At 59.6% G+C, this 22,310-nt stretch carries 21 protein-coding genes; 8 read left to right on the top strand and 13 right to left on the bottom strand.

Annotated features, from left to right (window positions below; genetic code table 11):
- Positions 1–102: 102 nt before the first annotated feature.
- The 4 genes from cpdA to ylqF form a co-directional block, all read right to left on the bottom strand.
- The gene (cpdA, locus tag NW812_RS09605; RefSeq protein WP_414396251.1) at positions 103–918 is read right to left on the bottom strand and encodes a 3',5'-cyclic-AMP phosphodiesterase; all 816 of its coding nucleotides are present in this window, start codon (positions 916–918) and stop codon (positions 103–105) included.
- A 36-nt stretch (positions 919–954) separates the two neighbouring features.
- Complete coding sequence (gene psbP / locus NW812_RS09600) at positions 955–1,533, bottom strand: photosystem II reaction center PsbP (protein ID WP_414396249.1); 579 nt, start codon at positions 1,531–1,533, stop codon at positions 955–957.
- A gap of 66 nt (positions 1,534–1,599) precedes the next feature.
- The gene (locus tag NW812_RS09595; protein ID WP_414396247.1) at positions 1,600–3,882 is read right to left on the bottom strand and encodes a RelA/SpoT family protein; all 2,283 of its coding nucleotides are present in this window, start codon (positions 3,880–3,882) and stop codon (positions 1,600–1,602) included.
- Between the two features lie 197 nt (positions 3,883–4,079).
- On the bottom strand, positions 4,080–4,949 hold the full coding sequence (gene ylqF / locus NW812_RS09590) for a ribosome biogenesis GTPase YlqF (RefSeq protein ID WP_414396244.1): 870 nt from the start codon (positions 4,947–4,949) through the stop codon (positions 4,080–4,082).
- Positions 4,950–5,092: 143 nt separating this feature from the next.
- Between ylqF and NW812_RS09585 the strand changes: the two genes are divergently transcribed.
- Both NW812_RS09585 and NW812_RS09580 read left to right on the top strand, forming a co-directional pair.
- Positions 5,093–5,578 (top strand): 2Fe-2S iron-sulfur cluster-binding protein, encoded by a 486-nt coding sequence (locus NW812_RS09585; protein WP_414396241.1) that lies wholly within the window; start codon positions 5,093–5,095, stop codon positions 5,576–5,578.
- 6 nt (positions 5,579–5,584) lie between these two features.
- A complete protein-coding gene (locus NW812_RS09580; protein WP_414396239.1) occupies positions 5,585–6,943 on the top strand; it encodes an FGGY-family carbohydrate kinase in 1,359 nt (452 codons plus the stop codon).
- Between the two features lie 527 nt (positions 6,944–7,470).
- On the opposite strand, the gene NW812_RS09575 is transcribed toward NW812_RS09580, so the two are convergent.
- Positions 7,471–8,322, bottom strand: a complete 852-nt coding sequence (locus tag NW812_RS09575) for a Tab2 family RNA-binding protein (protein WP_414396237.1) — start codon at positions 8,320–8,322, stop codon at positions 7,471–7,473.
- A 17-nt stretch (positions 8,323–8,339) separates the two neighbouring features.
- On the bottom strand, positions 8,340–8,807 hold the full coding sequence (locus NW812_RS09570; protein WP_414396234.1) for a VOC family protein: 468 nt from the start codon (positions 8,805–8,807) through the stop codon (positions 8,340–8,342).
- Between NW812_RS09570 and NW812_RS09565 the strand changes: the two genes are divergently transcribed.
- Genes NW812_RS09565 through gcvT form a run of 3 tightly spaced genes read left to right on the top strand, consistent with a single transcriptional unit; the run spans position 8,806 to position 11,307 of the window.
- A complete protein-coding gene (locus NW812_RS09565) occupies positions 8,806–9,033 on the top strand; it encodes a hypothetical protein (RefSeq protein WP_414396232.1) in 228 nt (75 codons plus the stop codon). The genes NW812_RS09570 and NW812_RS09565 overlap by 2 nt on opposite strands.
- Positions 9,014–10,120, top strand: a complete 1,107-nt coding sequence (locus NW812_RS09560; protein WP_414396230.1) for an energy transducer TonB — start codon at positions 9,014–9,016, stop codon at positions 10,118–10,120. Before NW812_RS09565 ends, NW812_RS09560 begins: the two co-directional genes overlap by 20 nt.
- A 53-nt stretch (positions 10,121–10,173) precedes the next feature.
- Positions 10,174–11,307 (top strand): glycine cleavage system aminomethyltransferase GcvT, encoded by a 1,134-nt coding sequence (gcvT, locus tag NW812_RS09555; RefSeq protein ID WP_414396228.1) that lies wholly within the window; start codon positions 10,174–10,176, stop codon positions 11,305–11,307.
- Here the strand turns inward: gcvT and NW812_RS09550 are convergent.
- Together NW812_RS09550 and NW812_RS09545 are read right to left on the bottom strand one after the other, a co-directional pair.
- Positions 11,304–12,260, bottom strand: a complete 957-nt coding sequence (locus tag NW812_RS09550; protein WP_414396226.1) for a sigma-70 family RNA polymerase sigma factor — start codon at positions 12,258–12,260, stop codon at positions 11,304–11,306. The genes gcvT and NW812_RS09550 overlap by 4 nt on opposite strands.
- A 630-nt stretch (positions 12,261–12,890) precedes the next feature.
- The gene (locus tag NW812_RS09545; protein ID WP_414396223.1) at positions 12,891–14,195 is read right to left on the bottom strand and encodes a hypothetical protein; all 1,305 of its coding nucleotides are present in this window, start codon (positions 14,193–14,195) and stop codon (positions 12,891–12,893) included.
- A gap of 232 nt (positions 14,196–14,427) precedes the next feature.
- Between NW812_RS09545 and ccsB the strand changes: the two genes are divergently transcribed.
- From ccsB to tig, 3 genes are all read left to right on the top strand, one after another.
- Positions 14,428–15,384: a c-type cytochrome biogenesis protein CcsB gene (ccsB, locus tag NW812_RS09540; protein WP_414396284.1), complete on the top strand. Its 957-nt coding sequence runs from the start codon at positions 14,428–14,430 to the stop codon at positions 15,382–15,384.
- 67 nt (positions 15,385–15,451) lie between these two features.
- A complete protein-coding gene (locus NW812_RS09535; protein ID WP_414396221.1) occupies positions 15,452–15,835 on the top strand; it encodes a LapA family protein in 384 nt (127 codons plus the stop codon).
- 58 nt (positions 15,836–15,893) lie between these two features.
- Positions 15,894–17,498, top strand: a complete 1,605-nt coding sequence (tig, locus tag NW812_RS09530; RefSeq protein ID WP_414396219.1) for a trigger factor — start codon at positions 15,894–15,896, stop codon at positions 17,496–17,498.
- An 11-nt stretch (positions 17,499–17,509) separates the two neighbouring features.
- On the opposite strand, the gene NW812_RS09525 is transcribed toward tig, so the two are convergent.
- The 5 genes from NW812_RS09525 to trmH form a co-directional block, all read right to left on the bottom strand.
- Positions 17,510–18,571 (bottom strand): extracellular solute-binding protein, encoded by a 1,062-nt coding sequence (locus tag NW812_RS09525; RefSeq protein WP_414396217.1) that lies wholly within the window; start codon positions 18,569–18,571, stop codon positions 17,510–17,512.
- 25 nt (positions 18,572–18,596) lie between these two features.
- Positions 18,597–19,022: a resolvase gene (locus NW812_RS09520; protein ID WP_414396215.1), complete on the bottom strand. Its 426-nt coding sequence runs from the start codon at positions 19,020–19,022 to the stop codon at positions 18,597–18,599.
- An 11-nt stretch (positions 19,023–19,033) separates the two neighbouring features.
- Complete coding sequence (locus tag NW812_RS09515; protein ID WP_414396212.1) at positions 19,034–20,413, bottom strand: DUF3084 domain-containing protein; 1,380 nt, start codon at positions 20,411–20,413, stop codon at positions 19,034–19,036.
- An 81-nt stretch (positions 20,414–20,494) separates the two neighbouring features.
- Complete coding sequence (locus NW812_RS09510; RefSeq protein WP_414396210.1) at positions 20,495–21,472, bottom strand: alpha-ketoacid dehydrogenase subunit beta; 978 nt, start codon at positions 21,470–21,472, stop codon at positions 20,495–20,497.
- Positions 21,473–21,651: 179 nt separating this feature from the next.
- The gene (trmH, locus tag NW812_RS09505) at positions 21,652–22,236 is read right to left on the bottom strand and encodes a tRNA (guanosine(18)-2'-O)-methyltransferase TrmH (protein WP_414396207.1); all 585 of its coding nucleotides are present in this window, start codon (positions 22,234–22,236) and stop codon (positions 21,652–21,654) included.
- Between the last annotated feature and the right edge of the window lie 74 nt (positions 22,237–22,310).

The raw sequence follows: 22,310 nt of genomic DNA, 5'->3' as shown, positions 1-22,310 counted from the left end.
GGGGCCCTAGCTGCACCGGACGGCTGGAGGGCGGGTTGCTCTACCTCTTGCAGCCAGTTTCTTCTTGGGACAAGCAGTTGGCCTGGTGCGCCCGGGATCCCATTAGTACCCTTTTGCAGCCAAGTTAGGGGTTTGCAAGGCGGCTTCTACCCGATGCACTTGGGTTTTGAAGCTGCCATCTGGCTCCAGCCATAGCTGTCGCAGGGCTGGGGGGATCACCTCCAGAGCAAACTGGGAGCTCTTGGGGAGAAATTGCACGCAGGTGGAGGGACAGGCAAAGTAATCAACCCCCCGGCGGCGACGGTGCAGCTCCTGATGAACATGGCCAAAAATCACCAGGCGAACGTGGTCGAACTCGTCCAAAACCCCGAACAGCCGCTCCGGCTGCTGTAGCGCACTTTGATCCAGCCAATCGGAATCCACCGAAAATGGGGGGTGGTGCAGGGCTAGGAGAACATGGTGGTGGTTGGCCCGGCTGCGCTGTAGCTCTTGTCGGAGCCAAAGTAAGGTGCGGTCGGTTAGGTAGCCGCTGTCCCTGCCTGGCACCAGCGAGTTCAACAAAATAAAGCTCCAGTTCTCGCGACTGAAGCTTTTCTCTGCGTGCAACCGCCCGCCGCGGAGCTCTAGGTTCATAACATGCAGGCGATCGTGGTTCCCCGCCAGCCAATAGGTGTCGATGGGAAGGGTCTGCAAATAGCTTCTAAGACGGGCATAGGCAGCCGCACTGCCATCTTGGGCAAGATCCCCGGTTAGGAGCAACACATCCGGCAAGGGATCCAAACTCACAATGGCCTTTTGCACTGCCAGAAAAGAGGCCTCGGTGTCTACCCCCAACAACCGCTGATGGCTCTTGGCAAATAGATGCAGGTCACTGATTTGAACTACGTAAACCGTCATGGCGGCGGGATTGTTCAGCACCGAAAGGCCTTTGCCGTCTCCAAAGGCAGAGCCCTCTCAAGAGACCCTTAGAGAGCGACCTACCTCCCGGAAAGCGGTCTGCACCTGTGGCCAGCGGGACTCCTGGGTTGAGGCGGTTAGAGTATAGAGGCGATGGTGACGAACGGTTACCGTCACTACCTCGTGGCGAAGCTGGGATCCCAGATTGGTTTGGTACTCAAACAGGTAGTAGGGCTGCCCCTGCCGCTCGAAGGCCTCGGCTGCCAAGAGCTGGGTTGAGCGACCCGATCCCTCAGGGGCAATGATCTTCTTTGCCACCAATTGCCCTACCTCCTCTGGGCCTCCCAGATCCGCAATCGTCTCCCCTTTGTCGAAGGGGGCAACCATCAGGCTGATGTTTTCGGTCTCATAGACTAGGTCGCGCAGGAGCACGGCTAGCCCCTTCCCAGGGCTTAGCTTCACGCTCACCATGCCATTGGGGTAAGCAAAGGCAAAAGCTCCATTGGGATCTCGGTAGACTCGCAGGTTGGGGCTTGCTGAGCAGGCACCAATGATCAAGCTGAGGCAGACCCCCAGCAGCAACAACACCCTAGAAAGCCGCCGACCCAGTAGGCTCAACTGCCCCTCTCCTGCCATGCCGAGATCCTCCGCTTAGGGTTAGCCACCTCCATATCCTACCTAAGATTAGACCGCAGCAGCCTTTTAGCGGGATCCGTTCTGGTAGTGGCGGGAGCGCAGGACCAACACATCGGAAAGCTGGCGCAGCTGATTTTGAAGCTGAGCAAGCTGTTGGGCGTCGCGTACATCAATGCAGAGGTCAATTGAGGCAGTGCGATTGGCAAAGGTTTGCACCTTGGCATTGCGCACATTGATGCCCTGATCGGAAAGGCGGGAGAGAATATCCCGCAGCACGCCAACCCGGTCGATGACCTCTAGACGCAGTTCTACAGGATAAGTCTGGGTGCTTTGCCGCAACTGCTCCTCGTTCCAGCGCACCGGCACCAGCCGCTCACCCGGAACCTGAGCTACCCGCGGACAATCGCGATGATGAATGGTGATGCCCTTGAAGCGGGTAACCACGCCCAGGATGGGATCCCCTGGGAGCGGGTTGCAGCATTTGGCCAATTGATGTTTCAGGCCCTCCACCCCCAGGATGAGAGACTGGGATCGGCTAGAAGCTCGCCCTCCCTCGCTTCGCGGCAGCAGCAGCTTGGCTTCCGCCAAAGATCCCTCCTCGGGTGGGGGGGAGACGGCTGGCTTGCTGACCTCCTGCAGCCGGTGGATCACCTGCGCGGGGGTTACCTCTCCATAGCCCAGCGCCGCCAGTAAATCGTCCACGCTGCTGTAGTTGAGCTTCTCGGCAACCTTCTGCATCCGCTCGGACTTCAGCAGGGCTTCAAACCCCGTTTTGCCCAGCTCCCGCTCCAGCAACTGCCGACCGCGGGCAATATTTTGCTCGCGATTGGAGCGCTTAAACCATTGGCGAATGCGATTGCGCGCCGAGCTGGTGGCTACAAAATTAATCCAGTCTAGACTGGGGTGGGCATTCTTGTGGGTAATAATCTGCACGATGTCGCCATTGCGCAGGCGAGTGTCCAGCGGCACAATCTTGTTGTTTACCCGCGCCCCGGCGCAGTGATCCCCAATTTCTGAGTGGATGCGATAGGCAAAATCAATCGGGCAGGATCCCTGGGGTAAGGCCAGCAGATCTCCCTTGGGGGTGAAGACGTAAACTTCGCTCTCAAACAGGTTCTCGCGAACAGTCTCTAGGTATTCTTTGTCGTCCTTGAGGTCGTTTTGCCACTCCAAGAGTTGCCGCAGCCAGCTAAAGCGCTCTTCCTCAGGCTTTACGGGGGTGCTGCCGGCTTCCTTGTATTTCCAGTGGGCAGCAATGCCGTACTCGGCCACGCGGTGCATTTCTTCGGTGCGGATCTGCACCTCCACGGGTCGCCCCTGCAAACCAATCACGGTTGTGTGCAAAGATTGGTAGCGGTTTGGCTTGGGCAGGCCGATGTAGTCTTTAAAGCGCCCGGGAATGGGGCGGAAGCAGTTGTGAACAACTGCCAGCACCCGGTAGCACTCGCTCACGGTCTGCACGATAACCCGCACCGCCAAGAGGTCGTAGATCTCATGGAATTCCTTGCGCTGCTGCTGCATCTTGCGGTAGATGCCATACAGGTGCTTGGGCCGCCCGCTGATCTCAAAGTGCTCTAGCCCCGCTTGGAGGAGGTTCTTCCGCAGCTCTTCGATAAAAGCTTGGATCTCCGCCTCTCGCTCGCTGCGCTTGGCGTTAACCAACTCTTGGATCTGGCGATAGGCTTCGTAGTCCAGGTACTTAAAAGCCAGGTCTTCCAGTTCCCACTTGAAATGCCAGATCCCCAGCCGGTTGGCCAAGGGGGCAAAGATCTCCATGGTTTCGGCTGCAATCTGCTTTTGCTTGTGGGGCGGCAGATATTGCAGCGTGCGCATGTTGTGCAAGCGATCCGCCAGCTTGACCACGATGACCCGAATGTCTTTGGCCATGGCCACAAACATGCGGCGGAAGTTCTCCGCTTGCTGCTCCGTTTTGCTGGAGAAATTAAACTTAGAAAGCTTGGTTACCCCTTCTACCAAGAGGCGCACTTCGGGTCCAAATTCTGCTTCTAGCGCCTCCAGGGTAACGCCTGCATCCTCAACAACATCGTGCAAGAAGCCAGCCGCTACCGTGACGGCATCCCCCCCCAGCTCCCGCAACAAGCTAGCTACAGCCACCGGGTGGGCGATGTAGGGATCCCCCGACTTCCGCTTTTGGCCCTTGTGCAAGCAGTAGGCAAACTCAAAGGCCCGGCGCAGCAAATCTGCCTCTTGGGGAGTGTAAGCTCTCAGCCCATCGCCGAGATCTTCAGCGCCAGAAAGCAAAGCACGCAGCCATCCTGGCACCTCAAAATCGAGGTTGTTTAGGTCAAAGCCTCCTTCTAAGCTGGCGGCAACAGCAGGCTGACCCATGGGAATCTAGCAAGGAGGATGGTCTACTCCCTGGAGTTTCTTACAGCCTATCCCCAACTTGACTGTCCGCAGGCAGGTTAAAGGCAAAAAGCGCTGCGAAAAACCTCAGGGAAAAATCTGGCGCAGTGTTAGTATTCTAGTTCCATCGTATCACTCACTCTGCCGCATCTCGTAGCAACATATACAGACAGATGAAGCTAGCCTCTTGCTGGGGGGCTAGAGGTGGGAGGAAGTTGCAAAGCTAGAGGCCCTAGCCACCCCTTGCGGTAGTCGTTGAGGATTTGCCTTGCCGCTCGCTCGGTATCGCCTTGGTAGCGCCGTTGGGCCAGCTCCTGGACTGCCACGCTGCCAGGGGGGATTGGATCGAGCCAGCCGTAGCGCTGTTGCAAAAGAGCTTGGGCCTGGGGCTGCACCTGCAGCAGTTGATCCACAAAGTAGGCCGCTACGCGCTCGGGGTCGTAGGCGGCAGCGCCAATGTCATCGCAGATGGCTAGCAGCGTGGCTGCCCGCTGATCCGGCAGCGAAGGCGGGAGGATGCCCGGCGAGTCCAGCAAATCCAACTCCCCCCCTAGCCGTACCCACTGCAGTTGCCGGGTTACCCCAGGGCGCGCAGCGCTCTCGACGGCTCGCCGTCCCAAAAGTCGATTCAGCAGGGCCGACTTGCCCACATTGGGAAAACCCACCACCACCGCCCGGACAGCCCGCGGCCGCATGCCCCGCCGCTGCCGCCGCTCGTTGACCGACTGCCCTAGCTGCAAAATAGCCTGCTTGAGGCGACTGACCCCTTGTCCCGATTGGCCGTTGGTGGGATAGACCGGGATCCCTTGCTGCGAGAAATACTCCTGCCACGCTTTCAGATCCCTTGCCGCAATCGAGTCGGCTCGGTTGAGGGCCAAGAGGCGCGGCTTCTGCCCCAGCCACTTGTCCAGCTCGGGATGGCGGCTGGCCAGCGGGATGCGCGCGTCCACCACTTCAATTGCCACATCCACCAGCCGCAGTTGTTCCCGCAACTGGCCAAGGGCCTTAGCTACGTGGCCAGGATACCACTGGATGGGCGGAGAGCTCATGCTGCCAAAACCCTGGCAAACACCAAGGGCGGGATCTACTCTAGCTTGTCCAGCTCGTCTTTCCCACCTGCAGGGCAAGCAACGGCTGGGATCCCTTGCCAAGACAAGCTAGCGTTAAGGAGTGTAACGGCGGAGAAGGGACGATGGTCAAGCGCGTGCGGTTGGATCCCATTGCTCAAGTGTCAGAGGTGGCCACCAACAACAACTTGCTCTCGGTGCTGCTGCAGGAAGAGCTGAATGTGTTGAAAGAGTGCGGCGGGCGCGGTCTCTGCGCCACCTGCCATGTGTACGTGAAAGAAGGGATGGAGTCGCTCTCGCCCATGACCCGTCGGGAGCAGCGCACCCTAGAGGTGATCACTAGCCGCAAGCCCAATTCCCGGCTTGCCTGCCAGGCGCGGGTTCTGGGAGAAGGGGTGGTGGTGGAACTGCCGATAGGAATGTACGCCAATGCCCTCAAGGACATCGAGGTGCTCATTGGGCGGCGGGCCGAGCAGCCCATCTTGCACCCTATCACTGGTGCTGTGTTGGTGCAGGCAGGAAAGCTGATTACCCGTTCGGTGCTGGAGTCGGTGAAGAACCTCGATCTAGACATCCAAGAGGCTTTGGCCCGCAGCAGCCGAGATTTCTAGAGCTCTATGGAACCTGTATTTCTTGGGATCGACCTAGGCACGTCGGGAATGCGGGTGGTGGCCCTCTCAGAAGCGGGGGAGGTGGTGGGCAAAAGCGAGCGCTCCTGGGATCCCCCAGAAACCAACCCGGGTCGCTGGCTGCGCACCCTAAGAACCCTGTTGGGACACCTGAAGGGGCAACTGGGGGATCGCTACACCATTGTTGCCCTTAGTGCCTGCAGCACCTCGGGTACAGTGCTGCCGGTGGACGGTCGCGGCATGCCGCTGGATCAGGCCTGGCTGTATTCCGACCCGCGGGGCCAGGTTCAGGCCAAGCAGTTGGGGATCCCTGCCAGCTGGGGACTTAGCCGCTGGCTGTGGTGGGCAGAAGCCCATCCCGAGCGATACCGGGACAGCTACTTGGCCCATCCGGCGGACTTTCTCCTAAGCCAACTGGGAGGCCGCCGACGGGTAACCGATCACACCCACGCCTTGAAAAGTGGCTTTGACCTAGAAACCTACACCTGGCCGCGGGAGTGGCTATCTCGCCATGGCCTCGACCCCAAGCGTTTCCCTGAGGTGGTGGCGCCGGGAACGGTTTTGGGAACGGTGCGAGCTGAGTGGGAGCTGGGGCCAGAGGTGCTAATTGCCGCCGGGATCACCGATGGCTGCGCCGGGCAACTGGCTGCAGGAGCTACTCGCTTGGGTCAAGTCTCCACCAGCCTGGGCACCACTCTTATCTTCAAGGCCAACAGTGCTGATCCCATACAAACCCCTAGCATCTACTCCCATCTGCACCCCGACCGAAACGGCTGGTGGCCGGGGGCAGCTTCCTCTTGTGGAGGTGGAGTTTTGCCCCACTTCTTCCCTGGCGGCAACTTGGCTGCCTTGGATCAGCAGGCGGAGGCCCATCTGCCCACTGGCTTGGTCAGCTATCCGCTCTGCCGACCTGGCGAGCGTTTTCCCATCCTAGATAGCGAATTTGCCGGCTTCTTGCCCCAGGCGGAAGTAGGATCCCCTCGCTTTTACGCCGCTCTCTTGGAAGGGGTGGCGATGGTGGAGCGGCTGGGACTGGAGACCTTGGCCGCCCATGGGATCCCCCTACTAGAAGGGAGCCCAATTTTTACCACCGGCGGGGGCTGCAAAAGTTCCCTCTGGCTCCGCCTGCGCGCCAGTATCCTTGCCCGTCCCTTGGCAGTGGTCAAACATCCCGACCCGGCTGTAGGAGCGGCCATCCTGGCAGCATCGGCCTATTGGTGCTGCTCAGTGCAGCAGGCTGCCGAGCGCTTGGTGCAGGTGGAACGTCTCATCCAGCCAGATCCAAACTGGGTCAAGGCCTATGCCGAGATCTACTCGGAATTTCGCAGCCGGTATTTCTCCCCCTGAGGGGGAACATTTTTACACACTCCCCGGGGATCTACCTCGGGGGGTTTCGTTTCCTATTTCCAGGAATCCCCCCGAAGGGAAGACCTCGGACATTAAGCGCGGCCCTCGCTTTGCTCAAGCCTTGTTTCCAGTTTCTGGGAGTCACCCCGGACGGGAGAACTTGCCAGTTTGAGATTAAGTGGCACGCTCCTGTCGCGTTTCCAAGTTTCTAGGGCTCCCTCAAAGGGGGAACTCGATTCCGAGGTGGGGCTACCACCTAGACGACGTGGATCATGGGAACCCCCCGAAGGGGGAACAGGACTCCACCCCCCTTAAAGCCAAGCAGGGCAAGGAATACAAGACCCATTGTGAGGGGTTCAGTCGAAAAGGGCAGAAAGTGGCTTTGGAGAGGGGGTCAAGAGTCCTGAAGGCCTCGTGGTGCAAGGAATCGAGCGGGTAACGAAAAAATAAGCTTTTCCGGGATTTTCAATAGCGCTCGCAAAGCTGGCTATAACATGCTTGCCCTGAGGATCTATGCAGACTTCTCCTCAAACTTGCATCAGCCAAAAGCCAGCGAACGACTGAGCCCTGAAATCGCTTTGGATGGCGAGGAAATGGATCCCTTGCGCTTGGCGTTGGCGTTGGGCAAAGCCCTCGGCCTCTGCTCGCAGCTTTTCGTCTTTGAGTTGTGCAAAGAGATAGCAATCGTTGAGGCCAGCCTCGAACAGCAGCCATCCCTCCGCCACAGTCAAGTAGGCAGGCTCCATGCCGCTCATCCAGGCTGCTATAGGAAGAGCCCGCTGCGAGGCGATCACCAAGCCGGGAATGATTGTGTCGGGCGCAAAAGCCTCCCAGTTTACTGGAAACAGCTCGCCAAATTCGATTGGCCAGGTCTCGGCTTCCCGCAGATCCCTAGCCCGCAGCGTCACGAACGCCCAGCGCTCTCCCTGCAACTTGTCCGGCAGGGGGACGGGATCCGGCGGATCCGGCTCCACGGGGGGTTCAGGGCTGTAGGTGAACTGGGTTTCCTGGGGGTAAACCTGCTCTGCCCGTTCCCGCATCCAGGCCTTAAGGGCATAGACGCGACGGCTGGGGAGCATGGGGATCCCGACGGCGTTGCAGGCCCGTTGCAGAATGGAGCTCATGCGGGCTCGGAACACCCGGATGGCCGAGGGGGGCTGGGGAGCCGCTTCCAGATAGCTGCGCAACTGTTGGGCCACCCAGGTGCTATTGACCTCTTGGTTGCTGCAGTACTTGGCCTGGCGAAACTGGCCGCCGGGATCGCACACCAAGAGCTCCCAAACTCGCCGATCCTGGGCATCCCGCAGCGGAACGGCGTTAAAGTCCATCTGCCAGATGGGGCCGCGCACAGGGCCAGAACGAGGGGGTTGAGTAGCCAAGGCACTTCTCCCCTTTGCTACGCGCTGCTGGGAGAGGGGTTCGGAAGCTGTTGGCCTGCAATATCCCCGACCACGGCCCATTCCCGCTCCCCAAAAATGGCGGAAGGGTAGCGGTAGTACTTAAACTCCAGCAGGTTGTAGAAGGGATCCTGCAGAAAGAACGTGCCGTGCTCCAGGGGGGTGCCGACGAAGCGCCAGCGTGGCTCCTGATAAAAAGGCAATCCCCGCACCTGGGCCCGGTCGGCCAGGCTCTGCCACTCTGCTTGGGTGGGAAAGATCAGGCCGAAGTGGCGAGGGTAGATGCCCCGCTGGGGCCTCAGCTCTTCCTGGGTGAGGTGGGCCACCAGTTGATGGCCATAGAGGTTCAAGATGACGGAAACAGGCGTTTCCCGACCAATCTGGCAACCCAAGCCCTCGCCGTAGTAGGTCTTGGTCAAGGCAATGTCGGCAACCGGAAAGGCAAGATGAAAGCGGATGGGTTCCATGGGCTCTCCTGGCAAGCAGCCTGCTCAAGTCGGGATCCCTGCTCTTTATAAGGTAGGCGATTTTGTGCTGAAGGGTGGGATCCCTTCCCCAGCCGACTGTACGCCTTTGCGCAAGAAGCCCAGCCAGGGCGATGTTATAACATTTGAGCTGGAGAGCCAACTCAGTGTGGTGAGAGACTGGGGAGCGCAAAGAGGCAATCTTGGCCATGACCAGCACCTGGACTGAGCAGCGCCGCCGCGAGGAGGAAGCGCGCCATTTTTTTTGGATGGTGGCGCTGTCCCTGCTGCTGCATGGGTTGGCGCTGTTGGGCTTGCTCTCCTGGAGTCGGTTTTGGCCGTTTCGCCAGCAAGAACAAAAAGCCATTGAGTTTATCTTGCTGGAGCCAGAAGATCTCGAGACGCCGGAAGAAGCAGAGCTGGTTTCAGAAGTGGATTCCCGCGATGGGGGCAAGCGGGTAGAAGCCTCTCCTTCGCAAGGCAGTCCACCCCAATCCCGCGCTGCTACCCGTCAGCAAGCCGCTCCGCCGCCTCCGCCTCAGCCCCAGCCGCCACGGCCGCAGCCGCCTGCCCCTGTACCGCCGCCTGCCCCAGCAGAAGTTGCCCTAGCCACTCCTAGACCTACCCCACCCCCTCCACAAACTCCAGTTCCAGCTCCTCCTCGGTCCAGGGCAACGCCAACGGCAGCGCCGCCTCCACCTACCGCAGCCCCCAAACCCACTCCCACTCAGACTCCGCCACCTGTGGCGGCCGCTCCTCCTGCTCCGCCTGCGCAGCCCAGAGAGCGGGCCTCGGATCTCAGCCAATTGCAACCCCTTGCGCCTGCTCCCCAGCCGCCGACAGAGGTTTCCCCTGCTGAGCGGTCCTCCGAGGCTTCTCAGTTGGGACCGCCCATCAGCGCTTCTGCGCCCAGCGATGGAGGCGGGATCCAGGGCAGAGGATCCAGCGGCTTGGCCAACCCTACCCAGTCGGCTCCCAACCCTCCCAGTGTGGCGGCGCGGGCCAATGTGGATTGGGGCCCCTGGCTGGCAGCTTTGCAGCGCAAAGTGGAACAGAATTGGATCCCAGGCCAGACCGGCACTTCCCGCCGCACCGTGGTGATCTTCACGGTGGGTCGAGGTGGCGAGCTGCAGAGCATTCGCCTGGCCCGCACTTCCGGCAGCCAACAAACCGACGACGCGGCGCTGACGGCAATTCAGCGGGCAGCACCCTTTTTGCCCCTGCCTGAGGCCTATGAGGGCAACTCGGTGACGATCAACTTCACCTTCGACATCAACGTCTTGGGCCAGTTGACGGTGGACGGATCTGCCAACTAGACCCCTGAAGCCAGCTCCAAGAGAGGTACGAGGTTGGGTTTAAAGCTCCCTTCATGAGCCAAACGCCGCTGCAGCGCACCCCCCTGTTCCCCTTGCACCAAGCCTTGGGGGCGCGTTTTGTCTCCTTTGCCGGATGGGAAATGCCGCTGTACTACCAGGGCGTGGTGGCTGAGCATCGGGCGGTGCGGGAGCAGGCGGGGATATTCGACATCTCTCACATGGGCAAGTTCACCCTTTGGGGACCAGAGCTGGGATCCCACCTCAGCCGTCTCGTGCCCAGCGATCTCAGCGCTGTGCGGGTGGGCTCTGCTCGCTACACGGTTTTGCTCAATCCCCTGGGGGGCATTGTGGACGACGTCATCTTCTACCGGCATCCACCGGAAGGAGAGCTGGAGCACTGGAGCCTGATCGTCAACGCGGCCACCTGCCAGAAAGACAGGGAGTGGCTGCAGCAGCAAGGGATCCCTGGCCTAGAACTTCAAGATCGCACGGCGTCCCACGTGTTGCTGGCCGTCCAGGGGCCGGCGGCGGAAGAGGTTTTGCAGCCTTTTCTAGAGGGATCTCTGAAAGCTTTACGCCGATTTCAACATGGGCAGTTTATCCCTAAAGCTCCTCAAAGGGAGAGCTCCGCAGAGGCAAGTGTCTTTGTGGCCCGCACCGGCTACACCGGCGAAGATGGCTTTGAGCTCCTGCTCAGTCCCTCAGACGGCCGCTGGCTCTGGGAGCAACTGGTGCAGGCAGGAGTCCAGCCCTGTGGCCTGGGCTGCCGCGATACGCTGCGGTTGGAGGCTGGCTTTTGCCTCTACGGGCAAGACATAGATGAGAGCACCACTCCCCTGGAAGCCGACCTGGGCTGGCTGGTCAACAACCCGGCAGAGTACCTAGGCAAGGCGGCGCTAGAAAACCAGCGGGCCGAGGGGATCCCTCGTCGTCTGGTGGGATTTCGCATGCTGGATCGAGCCATTCCCCGCAGCGGCTATGCCATCTATGCTCCCAACTCCCCCCAGCCGATTGGCCGGGTAACCAGCGGCACCCACTCTCCCACCTTGGGCTATGGCATTGGCCTGGGGTATGTGGATTCGACTTGGGCCGAGGTGGGATCCCGGCTGGAGATTGAGATTCGGGGCCAGCGCCGGCTTGCCGAGGTGGTGAAAAAGCCCTTTTACCGGAGGCAGGCCCCGGCCTAGTCGGAGGGATTGAGCCGTTTGCCAGTCTTGGGGGTGGAGTATTCCTGCTGCAGCCGCCGCAACTTCCGCAGGGCCCGCCGCTCAATTTGCCGTACCCGCTCCCGCGACAGGCCAATGTGCTCCCCGATCTCGCGCAGCGTCATCCTCTTGGCTCCATCTAGGCCGTAGCGGGCTACGATGACCTGCTGCTCGCGTTCGCTCAGTTGCCTCACAAGGGCGCGGACTTCCTCCCAACGGGCAATCCGAGTGAGATGCTCGACTGGATCGTTGTCTTCGTCGGGGATAAAGTGCTGCAGCTCCGTGCCGTCCTCATCGCCCACGCTCACGTTGAGGGAACAGATCTCGGCCATGTGGCGGGTGATCAGCTCGCGGTAGTTGTCGCCAATATCCAGCGAATCGAAAACTTCTTCGGCTGCAGGTCGGGATCCCTTCTGAGCGGATAGCTCGCGGTAGCGCCGCTTCACCTGGGAGACCTTCTCGTACATGTGGGCAGGCAGACGAATGAGGCGCCCTTTGTTTTGGATGCCGCGGTTTACGCTCTGCCGGATCCACCAGGTAGCGTAGGTGGAGAACTTGTACCCTCGCGTGGGATCAAACTTTTCCACGGCGCGGGTGAGGCCAATGGTGCCCTCTTGGATGAGATCCAAAAACGGCAAGCCGCGGTTGCGGTAGCGCTTAGCAATCGATACCACTAGGCGTAGGTTGCACTCCACCATGCGCCTTTTGGCCGCTTCCCCCTCCTGTAGGATCCGCTGCAGCTCTTCCACGGGGATCCCCACCCGTCGGCTCCAGTCCTCGAGCGACTCATCCTGCCGCCGCTGTTCCAGGAGGGCCATCATCCGCTGTACCTGGTAGGCCAGGCGAAGCTCCTCTTCAGGGCTGAGCAACGAGTAGCGACCAATGATTTTCAAGAAACGGCCTACTGCATCTTGCAGGTCAAGACTTTCCGACATATCCAACCCCACACCCTAAACTACGCCCTGTCCGGGCTTTCGCCTCTCCTGTTGCTTTAGGCCTTTCCCCTAGCAGGAGAAGTTGACCGCTCTGCAAGCAGCATCTCCTTCATACCAGAAGGGCAGACTTTCTGTAAAGGTTTTGGCACTCCAAAATTTGAACTTCTGGTAAACGCCTAGTTCAGAAAACTTACTGAGCCTGTCTCGCTTGGCTCTACATAAAGTGTTTTCAAACTAATCTTTTGGACGTGCAACTCTACCGGTAGATGTTGCGAAAGATAAACTAACTTCTCTAGCCAAGAGAAAAGCTCATAGAAATAAATGGGAAAAAATAGCTTATATCGGATACTTCCTGAGGGCCAGATTCCTTCGGGCTAAGACAAAAAGTCCAGAAAAATGCTTGAGGATATCTGTATGGGCACGGACATTTGATTGCAGCGATCCGGCACCTGCTTCCGACAGCAGCTAGCCTTAGAGGCTTGCTCAGCAAAATCCTGAAAAAGGCCAGCAGCTACCTCGAGCTTTCAAGTAGCCTCAACCTGAAACCAGCCAAAGCTGGCTCCAGGAAAAGCCATGACTGCGCTCTCCCAAGTTTAGGGTATACCGAGGATTCAGGCACTAGATATGGGGTCAGCCCTCAGAGCTGAGCTCCCGCCGCAGCTTATTGCCTGAGTAAGGGCTGCGCAGCCCAGGTGGGAAAAGTCGCAGTCCCTGGGGCCGCACCTGCCGCTCCGCCAACGGAATGGGTGTCAGCCGCGGCAAAGGGGTAGCCTCTGGCTGAGATCTGGGCGTGGGTGTTGGGGTCGGTGTGGGCCTGGGCGTTGGCTTAGCCGTGGTCTCTGCTGGAGACGGAGGGGTAGGCTCGGCCAGAATCGCTTCTGGCGTCGGACGACGGCGCGGCGCGGGCGTAGGTGACGACTCTGGTGTAGGTGTGGGTGCCAGCGGTGGAGTTGGGGTCAGCGTAGGGGTAGGTGTGGGTGTCGAAGTAGGAGTGGGAGTGGGGGTTGGACTTGGAGTGGGAGGGGGTGTTGGAGTCGGGGCGGGCGTGGGTGTCGGAGTAGGGGTAGGCGTCGGAGTCGGGGTGGGCTGGGGCTGTACGATAGCCAGGGCCTCTTCCGCTTTCAGCTCTCCTCGGATCAGCTTGGAGAGGGTATCTTGGCCCCCGGGGGTGTAGGTGATCTCGCGGGCGGCGCTGTTCAACACATTGCGGATGGGATCCCCTTTGCTGTCAACCAGCTCCACTACCATCACGTTGCGGCCAGGCTTCCAGCCCTTCAGGTAAAAAGACTCCCAGCGATCCAGCAGGCCAGACTGACCGTTGAGAGTGTAGCGGATGCGCCAGTCACGGGGTAGGTCAGCCAGCAAGCTCTCCCGCACGGGGGCATTGGCAAGCCAAAAATCGACCAGGATTGGCTCAGCTCCGTAGCTGCCGCTGGGAGAGCTGTAGGTGAGAAGAGGCAACTGCGGCTGCGGCACGTATTCTGGCGTGGGAGCTAGCACATGGAAGCTGACTTGAGCGTAGGCTTCGGAGTTTTTAAAGCTCTCGTGCCAGGGCTTGACGGCAAACACCCGCAGCGTATGGGATCCCGGTTCCAAATCCTCAAAAACAAGAGGGGCATCAGCGTCGTAGTGAGAAATGTAAGGCTGGTTGTCTAGAACCACATGCAAATGGGGACCAAGACCCAGTTGCGGATCCTTAAAAATCGGGTACCCTCGTACTGCAAAGCGAACCGTGACCTGGCGCTCTGGCAAGATCTCGCCAGGTTGTGGGCTGAGGATCTGCACCTGCGGGCGATAGTGCTGCAAGTAGGCATCCAGCTTGGCAATTTCTGTTGGCGTTGGCACCCGCTCGAGCTGAGGTGGTTGGTGCTCCTGGGGTTGCTTGGGCGCAGATCCCCCACAGCCAACCAGCACCAAAGCTGCCAACAGCACCATCCACCATCTCAATCCCCATGCCTTCAAGCTGGCACTTCCCGCGTGTTCTTGCATGAGCCTCCCATTCCAACACTTGCCAAGCCGCAGACAAGCCATCCTCACATTACCAGGATGTGTCCTTTGGGGAGGATCCCTTCCCCGCCCTAGAATGGGATCGGCAGGCTTGGTCCTGTCCGGAAAAGCTTTGGGGTCATCTATGAGTTGCTTGGCAGCGACGATAGCGCTCGCGGGCTTGGATCTCACTCAGTGGCAAGCTCTCCTCAACACCCTGGCCTTTGCCATTTGTCTGGGGGCCATGCTCTTTTACTGGGGTGGGGCAGCTTTTCCCCAAGTGCCCCTTTTGGCCGAACTGGGCTTGGCAGGAATGGTGGGGGCCAACTTGACAATAGCTGCTCTGTTGACGGCCCGCTGGATCGATGCCGGCTACTTCCCTTTGAGCAATTTGTACGAGTCTTTGTTTTTCTTGGCCTGGGGGATCACCGCCTTGCACCTAGTGGCTCTCCAGTGGACTCGCCGCCGTTGGGTGGGAGTGATGACTGCCCCATTAGCGACAGGCATTGTTGCCTTTGCCGCCTTGGCCTTGCCGGAGGATATGCAGGCAGCCCAGCCGCTGGTGCCAGCTCTGCAGTCCAACTGGCTGATGATGCATGTCAGCGTCATGCTGTTGGCCTACGCAGCCCTCTTGGTGGGCTCCCTGTTGGCCATGGCCTTTCTCATCCTCACCCGTGGCCAGGAGGTACAGCTCAAGGGCAACTCCCTTGGCCTGCAATTTCGCCCGTCCCAAGCTGCAGTCCAGCCGGAGCTGATAGCCCGTGCCAGGACTGAACTTCCTCCCCAGCCGACTCCAGAAGGGATCCCTCGGCAACAACTGAGCCTGGCCGAGATCTTAGACAACGCCAGCTACCGCTTCATCGGGCTGGGCTTTCCGCTACTTACCATTGGCATTATTGCCGGGGCCGTCTGGGCCAACGAGGCCTGGGGTACCTACTGGAGCTGGGATCCCAAGGAAACCTGGGCCTTGATTACCTGGTTGGTTTTTGCTGCCTATCTACACGCCCGCATCACCAAGGGCTGGCAGGGCAGGCGTCCTGCGCTTCTAGCCAGCTTGGGCTTTGGGGTGGTTTGGGTTTGTTACCTGGGAGTGAACTTTTTGGGCAAAGGCTTACACAGCTACGGCTGGTTCTTTTAGGTCCGCCGCCCCATTGACTCTGGTGCTGGCAAGTCGTCGTGGATACCTTTGATTTGAGGAAAACGGCATGCGTCTGTTTAACTACCTAATCTTTTTCTCGGCCCTCCTGGGTGTGGCCCTCTTTGCCATGCAAAACGCCAACCCGGTAACGATTACCTTTGCCCCTGGCGTCAGCATCGAGAGCCCGCTAGTGATTGAGCTTTTGGCTTCTGCTGGGATTGGCGCTGCCTTGGCCTGGATCTATGGCCTCTGGATGCGGCTGCAATTTAGCCTCGAAGCCCGCGAGAAAAATCGGCAACTGCAAGAGAAGGAAGTGGCCATCAGCGAGCTGAAGGAAATGGTGGTGGAGCTGGAGGCAAAAGTTAAGCAACTGCCCCCCAGCAAACGAGCTGAGCCTCAGGAAGACCTCCAAGAGGTTAAGGAAGTGACCACCGAGGGATCCCCTGCCTAGGTTTTCCATTGGTCTTTGCGGTACAATTGAGCCTCTGTTTGCCTTTGCACTAGCACCTATGCAGGTTACTCAAGAAAAGCGCCCTGGTAGCCGGCTTGGCTTCAAGATCGTGGTGGAAGCTGACCGGGTTAAGCGCTCCTACGAAAAAACCCTGCGCCAACTGGAGCGGAACGTCCAGATCCCGGGGTTTCGCAAGGGCAAGGCCCCTCGCAACCTGGTAGTGCGCCAGGTGGGCCGCGAGAGGGTTATTGCCAGTGCTATCGACGACCTAATCCAGGAGGCTATCCAGGAGGTTCTCCAGGAGGCTCAAGTCACCCCCATCGGCCAGTTTGAGCTGGATGAAGAGGTGAAGCAGCTTCTGGAGCGCTTTAACCCAGAAGCCGAGTTCAGCTTCTCAGGGTATGTGGAAGTGTACCCTGAGGCTCGCGTTGGCCAGTACAAAGGGCTGACGGTTACGGCAACCCGGGTTGACGTCAAGCCTGAGGAAGTCGACCGCCTCATCGAAAAGCTGCGAGATCAGCGGGCTACCCTCTTGCCTGTGGAGGATCGGCCTGCCCAGTTGGGGGACATGGTGGTGCTGGATTTCCAAGCCCGCGACGCCGAGGGCAATCCCCTCAAGGAGCTTGCCGCCCAAGACTTGCAACTGGAGCTGAAAGAGGAAAACTTCATTCCCGGCTTTGTAGCAGGTGTTGTGGGCATGCAGCTCGACGAGACTAAGGAGATCACTGCCACCCTGCCCGAGGATTACTTTAGAAAAGAGCTGGCTGGGAAAACGGTTACCTTTACCGTCTGCCTCAAGGAGATCAAAACCAAAGAGCTGCCGGAGCTGGACGATGCCTTTGTCCAGGAAGTCAGCAACTTCCAGACGGTGGCGGAGCTGCGGGAACACCTGCAAAAGCGCCTTGAGCAAGATGCCCTAAGACAATCCGAAGAAAACCTTGAAACGGCTATCCTCAACGCCATTTTGGCAACCACCGAGGTGGATCTGCCCGAGAGCCTTGTTGAGCAAGAGATAACGCAGCTGCTAGCTCAAGACCTGCAGTCGCTGCAGCAGCAAGCAAGGGTTGCCCCGGGAGAAATCCGCAAGCTCCTGGCTCAACTGCCACCTGAGACTCTCAACCAATTGAGGGAGCGCCACCGAGCTGAGGCCATCGACCGGCTGCGCCGCGCCTTTGCTCTCAGCGCCATCGTCCGGCAGGAGCAAATTGCCGTCGGCCCCACTGAATTGGAAGTGGAAATGGAAGCGGTGATGAAAGCCTACGCTCAGCAGGGCCAAAAGCTGGATCGGGAGCGGACACGCCAGGTCGTTTACGAAAATTTGCTTACTCGTAAGGTGATGGCCTGGTTGAAGTCTCAAACCACGGTCAACTGGGTCGATAGCGAGGGCAATCCCACCGAGGCACCCCCCCTTCCCGTCGGGGCTAAAGGCGAAGACTTCGAAGAAAAAGCTGGGTCGGTACTGGCGGCAGCAAGCCTTGAGGCTTCTACAGCCCCAGCTGAGGCTGCCGCAGAAGCCCCTTCAGGAGTGGCCACGGAAACCGCCATAGTTGCCGCTCCAGAGTCGGAACCAGCCTCTGCCTCTGGGGAGAGCTTAGATCGAGAAGCCGAATCGGCCGTCCAGGACAAGCCCAAGTCGGGTAGAAAGAGCAAAAAGGTCAAGTAAAAGCGGTCAAGCTACAGGAGGCCGCGCCGCATCTGATCCCAGAGGCGGAGGTAGGACTCGGCTTCGGCCAGGCTCAAGGGCCGCCAGATCTCGGCCCGTTCCCAGGTGGAGGGGTGGAAGTCGGGCCGGTGGCGCAGCCGCAGGGAAAGTTGGTTCAAGTCCAGCGGTAACACTGAAGGGATCCCGCTTAAGTTGACGAGGCGAGGGGCAAACTCGGGATTTAAGACAAAGTCAATCCAGTTGACCAGCAGGGATGGCAGCTCCGCCTGCAGCTCTTCAGGGAGAGGCTGGGCAGCCCGAGGCCGCACCCAGACATCCCACCAGACAGCAGATCCCGAGGCCGGTATCACCACCTCCAACTCGGGGTAGTTGGCCTGGGTGGCGTAGAGATCTTGCGACCAGCCCACAGCTACCCAGCTATCGGCCAGGCGCAACATGGGCAAATAGTCAGCGGAGGTATAGGCCAAAACTTGACGGTGCAGGGATCCCAGCTCCCGTCGCAGCTCGGTTTCTTCCGGATCGAGGGGATCGTTGTAGGAGCGGCCCATCTTTTTTAGGGTCAGCCCAATCACCTCGCGTGGGTGATCCGGCAGCGTGATCTTGCCAGCCAACTCAGGCCGCCACAGGTCGGCCCAGTCCTGGAGGGGTTTGCTGACCCGGTCCCGGCGGTAGGCAATGGCCGTCACCCCCCAGCGCCAGGGCACACCCCAGATCTGCCCCTCCCGCAGGGCTGCTGCTTGCCAACGGGGATGCAACTGCTGCCAGCGTTCTCCCAAGAGACTGCGCGGCAAGGGATCCAGCCAACCGGCAGCCAGAGCCCAATCCAAAGCGTCGGCCCCCAGCAGGCTGAGAGCTGGCACCGGCAGTCGTTGGCTAAAAGGCCACCAGGAGGGCTGGGGTGGCTGAAGGCTTTGGCGCAGGTAAGCCAACAACTGGCTTCGCTCATCCACCAGCTGCAACCGAAAGCGGGCCCGAGTGCGACGGCGAAACTCGCTGACTAAGCTCTGAGGGATCCCCGGCTTGAGGGCGAGGATGAGGGGCAAATGGGCACTGGGCCCGCCACAGCCGGCCACCGCTAGCCCGGCTAAGAGGAGGAATTCACGTCGGCTTAGCTGGCTTTTGCCCCCGCCAGTACCGCTCCACCAGAATCAAGGCCACCAGATCATCGTAGGCCCTCTCCGGCAGCCGCAGCCCTTTGGGCAGTAGGTGCTGCCACCACCGCGGCCGGTAAACCTCCCAGTAGCGCCGCCGGGCTTCTTCCGAGCTGTGGCGTTCGTCCACCAGGACAATCTGGTGCGGCGGAAGAAGCAGCTCCAGTTGAGACTTCCACTGCCGCGCCGTCGTCTGATCCCCCAGGATGAGCCGCTCTGCTCCAAACTGCTGCCAGAGAGCCCCCAACCTGGGCAGGGCCTCTTGGGCAGGAACCACCTCCCGGTGCAAAACTTGCCAGGCTGGCTGGGTTTGCACAACCGCAAGGCCGCACTTGTCCCGCCCTGGATCAAAACCCACTAATACCCGCTCCATCTCCTTGACCCTCACCCCTCCCTGCGCCCTCTTAGCTGAGCTGGAGCAGAGCCGTATTGGCTGGAGGCTTGCGCCATGAGAAAACTCACCCGCAGCGGCCCTGCCGTGTAGATGTCGGCATCAGCCACCAGCTTCACATCCAGAGGGGTGGTGCTTTGGCGCAGCTGCTGCACCACTTCCAAAAACTTGACCTGGGAGAACTCTCCAACAGTGCCAGTGATGGGATCTGCAAGGAGACCTTTTTCTTGGGAGCGCTGGTTGGCCTCGTTTAGCAGCTCCAGCAGCCGCTGCTGGATTTCACTTTCGCTGAGGCCCGGCTGGATCACTCCTTGGGCCAGCACCGACCCCTTGGCGAAGAGGCGCTGGTTGGGGTAAATCTGAACCACCACAGGCACAGGCTCACCCTTGAGCCGGTTGGTGAGAGAGAGGATGCGCACCGCCCAGCTGCCGGCTTCCTGCAGCTTTTTCAAAGCTCGATCCGCATCCTCGCGGCGGATGAGGATGGCGTTTTCTAGAGGAGGTATAGGCTGGGATCCCAGCGCCAGCGCCCGCTGTTCTGCCTGCGCCAACAGTTGCTCAAACTGCTGCCGGACTGTCTCTGGCTTTGCCCCGGCAGGGGTCTGAACTACCCCTGTAGCTAAGACTTCGCCTGCCAAGATGGCAAGCTCGCCCCGCCGCAGCCGCACTGCCAACTGGCTGAGCTGGGCAATTTCCCCCTCGAGCTGGTTTTTCTGGGTCTCCAGTTGGTTTAGGGCTGCCTGCGCCGCCTCCAGGGAGCGCTCCAGTTGATCCCGATCCAACTGCAAGGTCTGCTTTTGGGACTTTAGGGTGACGATGGTTTGCTGCGCCGATTCCACCTCCTTCTTGACCGCCGCCAGCTCTACTTGGGCCTGCTCCAGCTTAAGCTGCACCTGGGCCAGCTGCTCTTGGGTTGCTGCCAGCTTGGCTTCGGCCTCCTGCCGGGCCTGCAGGGCTGCGGCCAGTTGATCCTGAACTTCACTCAGGCGGGTTTGGGCTGCCGACTGCTGGCTGCGAAATCGATCCAGATCTAGCCGCAGGCGATCCCGCTCGGCCCTGAGGGCAGCATTCTCGGTCTCCAGCCAAGCTTTTTGGCGATTGAGGGCCTGCAGCTCTTGCCTAGCCCGAGCAATTTGGTTGGTGTAGCTAAAAAGGGCTTCTGACAGCGAGCGGTTTAGAAGCAGCAGCGTGCCTAGGGTCAGGGCTGAGATGCTCACCCCCGTAATCACGGCTACCAAAATGGCTGTGTGGCGAGGGCGGAGGTTAAACCAGGTTAGGCGCTTTTTGCCAATGCGATACCCAACCCGATCCCCAACCACGGCAATCAGGCCACTGACAAACAGCATGTAGAGGATCAGCAGTACGCCCTGCATATCCCGGGATCCCTGCCACGGAAATCTTAGCAAGGCCACCCAGAGGACTTGAGAAATTTTTGGCGCTATTTAGCAAGCGTTTTAAGCGTAGAGGAGCCGCTCCACAGCTGCCACAATATCTTCTGGCTGCACGATGGTGGCTGCTTCCAAGGTGCCGTTGTAAGGAGTGGGAATGTCTTGGGAAGCCAGGCGCACCACTGGCGCATCCAGCTCGTCGAAGAGTTCTTCCATGATACGCGCAGTCAGCTCTGCCCCAATGCCGCCAGTTTTTACATCTTCCTCCACAATGACCACTCGGTGCGTTTTGCGCACCGAAGCTGCAATGGTCTCCATATCCAGCGGCTTGAGGGAGATCAAATCAATCACCTCAGGATCGATCTCCTGCGCTACCAGGGTATCCACAGCCTTGAGCACGTGGTAGCGCATACGGGAGTAGGTGAGGAGGGTAACGTCGGATCCAGAGCGGACAACTTCCGCCTTATTCAAGGGCAAAAGGTACTCCTCCTCTGGCACCTCTCCCTTCACGTTGTAGAGAAGAACATGTTCGAAGAAGAGGACGGGGTTGTCGTCGCGGATGGCCGACTTGAGCAGACCTTTGGCGTTGTAGGGAGTGGAACAGGCAACGATCTTCAGCCCCGGCACTGCTTGAAAGTAGGCCTCCAGCCGCTGCGAGTGCTCGGCCCCCAGCTGCCGGCCCACGCCGCCAGGTCCGCGGATGACAATCGGGACCTTGAAGTTGCCGCCAGACATGTAGCGCAGCATGCCGGCATTGTTGGCAATCTGGTTAAAAGCCAGCAGCAGAAAACCCATGTTCATCCCTTCCACCACCGGGCGCAAGCCGGTTATCGCTGCCCCAATGGCAAGGCCGGTGAAGCTGTTTTCGCAAATGGGGGTGTCCAGGAGGCGCATCTCCCCGTACTTGCGGTATAGGTCTTTGGTCACTTTGTAGGAGCCGCCGTAGTGGCCTACATCTTCTCCCAAAACAAACACGTTGGGATCCCGGGCCATTTCTTCGTCAAGAGCGGCACGCAAGGCGCTGTAGAGGAAAGTCTCCGGCATAGGGGCAACTGCTGCTCACTAGTCTCTACATTAAACCACCCCTTTGCCGCTGGGAGAGAACTCCGTCTATGCACCCAAACGGCAGCAACCCTTTTGCAAGCGCCCCTTGCGACTAGCTGGGGGCAAAGTGGCCTTGCCTTCCTTGTCCTGCTGGGCTTTGCGGAGGGATCCTTGGAAATTTACTTCATAAGCCAGTCCTCCAAAATCTGCTGGTAAAGTTCGGGATCCAGGCGGGGTGCGTCGTAAAGCCCTGCTTCGAGCCTTTGTCTTTGAGCCTCAAAGAGAATCACGGCTGCTGCCACCGAGACATTTAGGCTCTGCACCATGCCCAGCATGGGGATGTGGATGAGCGCGTCAGCTAGGGCCAAGGCCTGCTCAGAAACCCCCCACTTCTCCGCTCCAAAGACAATGGCAGTGGGCTTGGTGTAGTCCACCTGTCGGTAGCTGCGGGCCCCCTCCTTCAAGGCAGTGGCATAGATTTGGAAGCCTTTTTCCCGAAGGTGCTGGAAGGCCTCTTCCGTGGTGGGGTGAACCTTGAGGTAGACCCACTTGTGGCTGCCGCTGCTGGTCTCGTTGAAAGTGGGTACACCCTCCGTGGGGTTCACGGCGTGAACTCTGAGCACCCCCACAGCATCGCAGGTGCGCAGGATGGCGGAAAGATTGTGGGGTTTGTGGACGTTCTCTAGAAGCACCGTGAGATCCGGCTGCCTCCGCCTTAAAACCTCCTCCAAGCGCCTTCGCCTCTCTGGAGTGCGCTCCTTCATGGGTGCCTCCCGGAGAAACCTTCGCTTTAGCCGCTAAATCGGACTAGCACCTACCCCAGCTCTGCCGCCTGTAA

Source organism: Synechococcus sp. O70.2 (assembly GCF_047462135.1).
Classification (GTDB): Bacteria; Cyanobacteriota; Cyanobacteriia; order Thermostichales; family Thermostichaceae; genus Thermostichus.
This window is presented reverse-complemented; position numbering and strand designations above follow the sequence as displayed.